Source organism: Propionivibrio sp., assembly GCF_017995515.1.
Taxonomy (GTDB): Bacteria; Pseudomonadota; Gammaproteobacteria; order Burkholderiales; family Rhodocyclaceae; genus Propionivibrio.
The window spans coordinates 1-4,303 of the sequence record NZ_JAGOIT010000165.1; the positions used below are offsets into that span (position 1 = coordinate 1).

The window sequence follows — 4,303 nt, forward strand, 5'->3', positions numbered from 1 at the left end:
GCCGTGCTCGGCCATCCGGCGGCGGCCATCGCCATGCTCGCCAACCACCTCGGTGCGCGCGGCGAGGAGATTCCGGCGGGGACGATGATCCTTTCCGGCGGCGTCACCGAGGCCGTTGCGGTCAAGGCGGGTGACAACGTCAACCTGCGCATCCAGTCGCTGGGCAGCACCAGCGTCCGTTTCATCTGAACCAAAGGGAGAAAACCATGCCGCTCGCCCACATCTACATCATGGAAGGCCGTACCGTCGAGCAGAAGCGCGCGGTCATCGAGAAAGTGACCCAGGCGCTGCACGAGGCGCTCAGCGCGCCGAAGGAAAACGTGCGTGTCGTGATTCAGGAAGTACCGAAGACCAACTGGGGAATCGCCGGAACCAGTGCCGCCGATCTGGGCCGATAGCTTCCTGCAGGTGGGTAGGAGCGCACCCCAAGGGTACTTCCTGCGGGGCGCAGCTTTGCTGCGCGATAACGGCGTGTCTCTTCGAAGGAATCGCCTGGTCGCCCGGTGGAACCGGGCTCCTGCGACTGATTCACAGGCGTCCGCACAAAAGTCGACGCCGCCGGACCAGGGAGCGCGAAGCCGGGGAGACGGCGATTCGCGGGGTTCGGCGGCGATCACTTTCCGTCGCTGCGGAGACATTCCACAAAACCCGTACACAAACCTGTGGATAAGACCTGAACAAGCGACGTAGGTCACTGAACGGGCGGGAGAAAGCAGCCTTGCCCAATTTCCGGGCAATGCCTTGATCCTGAAAAACTCAGTTCTTCACCGCAAAGGCGCAAAGATCGCGAAGCAAAAGCGACCGGAGGGAGTGCAGAGCACGGGATCCAGACGGCCTTGAAAGACAACGTGCGCCAGCTCACGCGGCGCACGCGAGGCGACAGTCAGGGGCGGATCATTGCTGACCTCAACCCGATGCCCAGTGGATGGTATGGCTACCTCAAGCATGCCCAAGGGCGCGTATTCCAGATACTGGACGCGCTGATCCGACGACGACTGCGGGCGCTCCTGCGCAAACAGGAGAAACGTCCGGACTTTGGGCGGAGTTATGCCGACCACTGTCGCTGGCCCGATGCATTCTTCGCTACCGAAGGGCTTTTCACCCTGGTCGAAGCCCGACGGCTGGCGAGCCAATCTCGATGAGAAACCACTCACTGGAGAGCCGTGTGCGGGAGAAGCGCACGCGCGGTTCGGAGGGAGGGGAGGGCGAGCGCCCTTTCCTGCCCCTATCAGTATCGGCGCGCGAGCACCGAGCCGCCGGCTACTTCAACCCGAGCACCGCCTTGATCGTGCGTACGACGCCGTTGTCGGTGTTGCCCGGCGAGAGGTAGCGCGCGCGCTCCTTGAGCGCCGGGTGGGCGTTGGCCATGGCGAAGGAGTAGGTCGCCTCGTCCATCATTTCCATGTCGTTCAGGAAGTCGCCGAAGACCATCGTCTGGTCACGCGTGATGCCGAGCTTGTCCTGGATGTGCCGGATGCCCGAACCCTTGTTGGCGTTATTCACCATCACGTCGAGCCAGTGCTGGCCGGAGACGACGACCTGATGCGTCGCGGTGAAACGCTCGTACGCCGGATAGGTGACGCGCTCGGAGGCATGGTAGGCGAAGACGGCGACCTTGAGGATGTCGTCCTCGACGGTCAGGAGATCGTCGACGATTTCGAGCTTCAGGTAGTACTTCGCCACCTCTTCGTCGATGAATCCCTGATCGGTCGATTCGACGTAGGCCGAGCGCTTGCCGCAGAGCACGACGTTAACGCCCGGATGCTTCACCTTCAGTTCGCGTGCAACGCGAATCATGGTACGCGCGTCGTCGAGCGCGAGCGGGTCGGAGCTCAGTTCGACGCCTTTCTGCACGACGTAGGTGCCGTTCTCTGCGATGAAGATGAGGTCGTCGGCGATCGGCTCGAAGCGGTTCAACAGGCTCGAATACTGCCGGCCGCTCGCCGGGCAGAAGATGATCCCGCGCGCGTACAGCGTTTCGATCAGCGGCCAGAACTCGTCATGGATCGCGTCGTCATCGTCGAGCAGCGTACCGTCCATATCGCAAGCGATCAGGCGGATATCAGGGATATGGTCGAGGTCGACCGGGAAGACTTCAGGGGTAGGTGGGGTCACGGCGTGGGGTCTGGCGCAAAGGGAAAAATTCTACTGCATCGACATAGCCGTCTCGGGCGGTGATACAAAAACGACACAATCTACCGGGTGTTCGGTGCAATGCGCGTTGCTTATTGCACCCTACATCCTTCCCCTGGCCGGTGCTCCGTAGGGTGCAATAACCGGAGGGCATTGCACCGAATCGTCCTGAGAGGACTCTGTCCAACCCTATGAACCTGATCCGGGTAATGCCGGCGAAGGGAAGCGGACAAGTCAAGACGATCCGGTCTTTCCAGTCACGTTTCCGGTTCCAGGCTCCCGAAAAGCCACTTGCCCTTCCCGTGGGGCAAGCGGCTTTTTTTTGGTCTTTTTTGGGGTGTCTATGGAACTGATCGTCAATGGCGTGTCGGAAAGCGTTGCTTCTGCGTCGCTCGCCGACTTCGTGCAACTGAAAGGGCTGCCGGCGGCTTCGCTGGTTGTCGAACTCAACCGGCGTATCGTGCCGCAGGACGAATGGGCGATGACCTCGATCGTCGCCGGCGACCGACTTGAACTGCTGTCCTTCGTCGGGGGAGGTTGAGCCATGGCCGACGATGCATTGATCCTGGGTGGCGTTCACTTCACCAACCGCCTCTTTACCGGCACCGGCAAGTTCGCCAGCAACGACCAGATCCCGGCCATGCTGGCGGCGAGCGGTTCACAGATGACCGTACAGCACTTCGGGCGGACGATCCAGATGTTCATCCCGCTCTATCTCTCGAACCACTGCAAGAACCGTTGTTCGTACTGCGGCTTCAACGTCACCAACGAGATCCCGCGCCGCGTGCTTTCGCTCGCCGAGATCGAACGCGAAGCCGAGGCCATTGCGCGCACCGGCATGCAGCACGTGTTGATCCTCACCGGCGAAGACCGCCGCGCAACGCCGATCGAGTATCTGTGCGACGCGGTCGCCGTGCTCAAGCGCTTCTTCGCCTCGGTCTCGATCGAGATATACCCGCTGCACACCGAGGAATACGCGCAGCTCAAGGCGGCGGGTGTCGACGGGATGACGGTCTTCCAGGAGACCTACGACCAGGCCGTCTACAAGAGCGTGCATCTCGGTGGCAAGAAGCGCGACTTCGCGTGGCGCCTCGACGCACCGGCTCGTGCGGCCGAAGCCGGGTTGCGCACGGTCAATATCGGCCCGCTGCTCGGTTTGGCCGAACCGCGCCGCGAGATGTTCTTCACCGGCTTGCACGCGCGTTTTCTCGAAACGAGCTTCCTGCAGGCGGAAGTAGCGGTGTCGCTGCCGCGCATCAACGAGGTGGAGGGCGGCTTCTCGGCGACGCAGCACGTCGGCGACCGGCTGTTCGTGCAGATGATGACGGCGCTGCGCGTCTTCCTGCCGCGTGCCGGCATCACCTTGTCGACACGCGAGCGGGCGGAGTTCCGCGATCGGCTGCTCACGCTCGGCGCCACGCGCTTCTCGGCCGGATCGAGCACCGGCGTCGGCGGCTACGCGATCCCGATCAAGCAGCAGACCGATTCAGCGTTGCAGTTCGAGATCACCGACGAGCGCAGCGTCGGCGAGGTCGCGGCAGCCATCGTTGCCCGACGTTATCAACCCGTATTCAAGGATTGGGAGGCAGCGCTATGAAACAGTTGAAAATTGGCATCGCGGGCGCTGGCGGACTGGGTTCCAACGTCGCGCTCAACCTCGTCCGCAGCGGGATCGACGCGTTCCGTATCGTCGATTTCGATTGCGTCGAAGCGTCGAACCTCAACCGGCAGTTCTACTTTCGCGACCAGATCGGCCGCCCCAAGGTCGAAGCGCTGCGCGAGAACATGCAACGCATTCGGCCGGAAGTCGAGATCGATGCGATCGTCGCGCGCATCGACGCGACGAACTGCCGGACGCTGTTCGGCGACTGCGATCTTGTCGTGGAGGCGTTCGACAAGGCGGCGGCGAAGAAAATGCTGATGGAAGGCTTGGCCGGCGATCAGCTCGTCGTCTCCGCTTCGGGCGTCGCCGGTGGATCGCTCGACGGCATCCACTGGAGGCAGTTCGGGCGCGCGCATATTGTCGGTGACTTCGTCAGCGACTGCGCCGACTGGCCGCTCTTCTCGCACAAGGTCGTCACCGTGGCGAGCCACATGAGTGCGTTCGTTCTCAAGGAGATGGGGGCGTTCTCGTAGTCGGTGGTTAGTAGTCAGTCACGTTGAATCAAAA

General features: G+C 62.3%; 6 protein-coding genes, 1 pseudogene and 1 riboswitch. Of the genes and pseudogenes, 6 read left to right on the forward strand and 1 reads right to left on the reverse strand.

Annotated features, from left to right (window positions below; genetic code table 11):
- The 3 genes and pseudogenes from KBA32_RS16510 to KBA32_RS16520 form a co-directional block, all read left to right on the forward strand.
- Nucleotides 1-189, forward strand: a pseudogene (locus KBA32_RS16510) (4-oxalocrotonate decarboxylase); the annotation flags it as partial.
- Between the two features lie 17 nt (nucleotides 190-206).
- A complete protein-coding gene (locus KBA32_RS16515; protein ID WP_294361325.1) occupies nucleotides 207-398 on the forward strand; it encodes a 2-hydroxymuconate tautomerase in 192 nt (63 codons plus the stop codon).
- A gap of 438 nt (nucleotides 399-836) precedes the next feature.
- Nucleotides 837-1,142: a group II intron maturase-specific domain-containing protein gene (locus tag KBA32_RS16520; RefSeq protein ID WP_294361327.1), complete on the forward strand. Its 306-nt coding sequence runs from the start codon at nucleotides 837-839 to the stop codon at nucleotides 1,140-1,142.
- Between the two features lie 118 nt (nucleotides 1,143-1,260).
- Here KBA32_RS16520 and KBA32_RS16525 read toward each other — a convergent pair whose 3' ends face one another.
- Complete coding sequence (locus tag KBA32_RS16525) at nucleotides 1,261-2,115, reverse strand: Cof-type HAD-IIB family hydrolase (protein ID WP_294361328.1); 855 nt, start codon at nucleotides 2,113-2,115, stop codon at nucleotides 1,261-1,263.
- A 139-nt stretch (nucleotides 2,116-2,254) separates the two neighbouring features.
- A riboswitch (TPP riboswitch) is annotated at nucleotides 2,255-2,375 on the forward strand.
- A 95-nt stretch (nucleotides 2,376-2,470) separates the two neighbouring features.
- Between KBA32_RS16525 and thiS the strand changes: the two genes are divergently transcribed.
- The 3 genes from thiS to thiF are packed head-to-tail and all read left to right on the forward strand — an operon-like array spanning nucleotide 2,471 to nucleotide 4,269.
- Nucleotides 2,471-2,674 carry a sulfur carrier protein ThiS gene (gene thiS / locus KBA32_RS16530; protein ID WP_294361330.1) on the forward strand — a complete coding sequence of 68 codons (204 nt, stop codon included), beginning with the start codon at nucleotides 2,471-2,473 and terminating at the stop codon, nucleotides 2,672-2,674.
- Between the two features lie 3 nt (nucleotides 2,675-2,677).
- Nucleotides 2,678-3,730, forward strand: a complete 1,053-nt coding sequence (thiH, locus tag KBA32_RS16535; RefSeq protein ID WP_294361332.1) for a 2-iminoacetate synthase ThiH — start codon at nucleotides 2,678-2,680, stop codon at nucleotides 3,728-3,730.
- Nucleotides 3,727-4,269: a sulfur carrier protein ThiS adenylyltransferase ThiF gene (gene thiF, locus KBA32_RS16540; protein ID WP_294361334.1), complete on the forward strand. Its 543-nt coding sequence runs from the start codon at nucleotides 3,727-3,729 to the stop codon at nucleotides 4,267-4,269. The genes thiH and thiF overlap by 4 nt, the downstream gene beginning before the upstream one ends.
- The last annotated feature ends 34 nt before the right edge of the window (nucleotides 4,270-4,303 follow it).

What these genes read in the sequence shown, in the direction of transcription:
- thiF (WP_294361334.1), top strand. Translation starts at nt 3,727, where the DNA reads ATGAAACAGTTGAAAATTGGCATCGCGGGCGCTGGCGGACTGGGTTCC.
- KBA32_RS16515 (WP_294361325.1), top strand. Translation starts at nt 207, where the DNA reads ATGCCGCTCGCCCACATCTACATCATGGAAGGCCGTACCGTCGAGCAG.
- thiH (WP_294361332.1), top strand. Translation starts at nt 2,678, where the DNA reads ATGGCCGACGATGCATTGATCCTGGGTGGCGTTCACTTCACCAACCGC.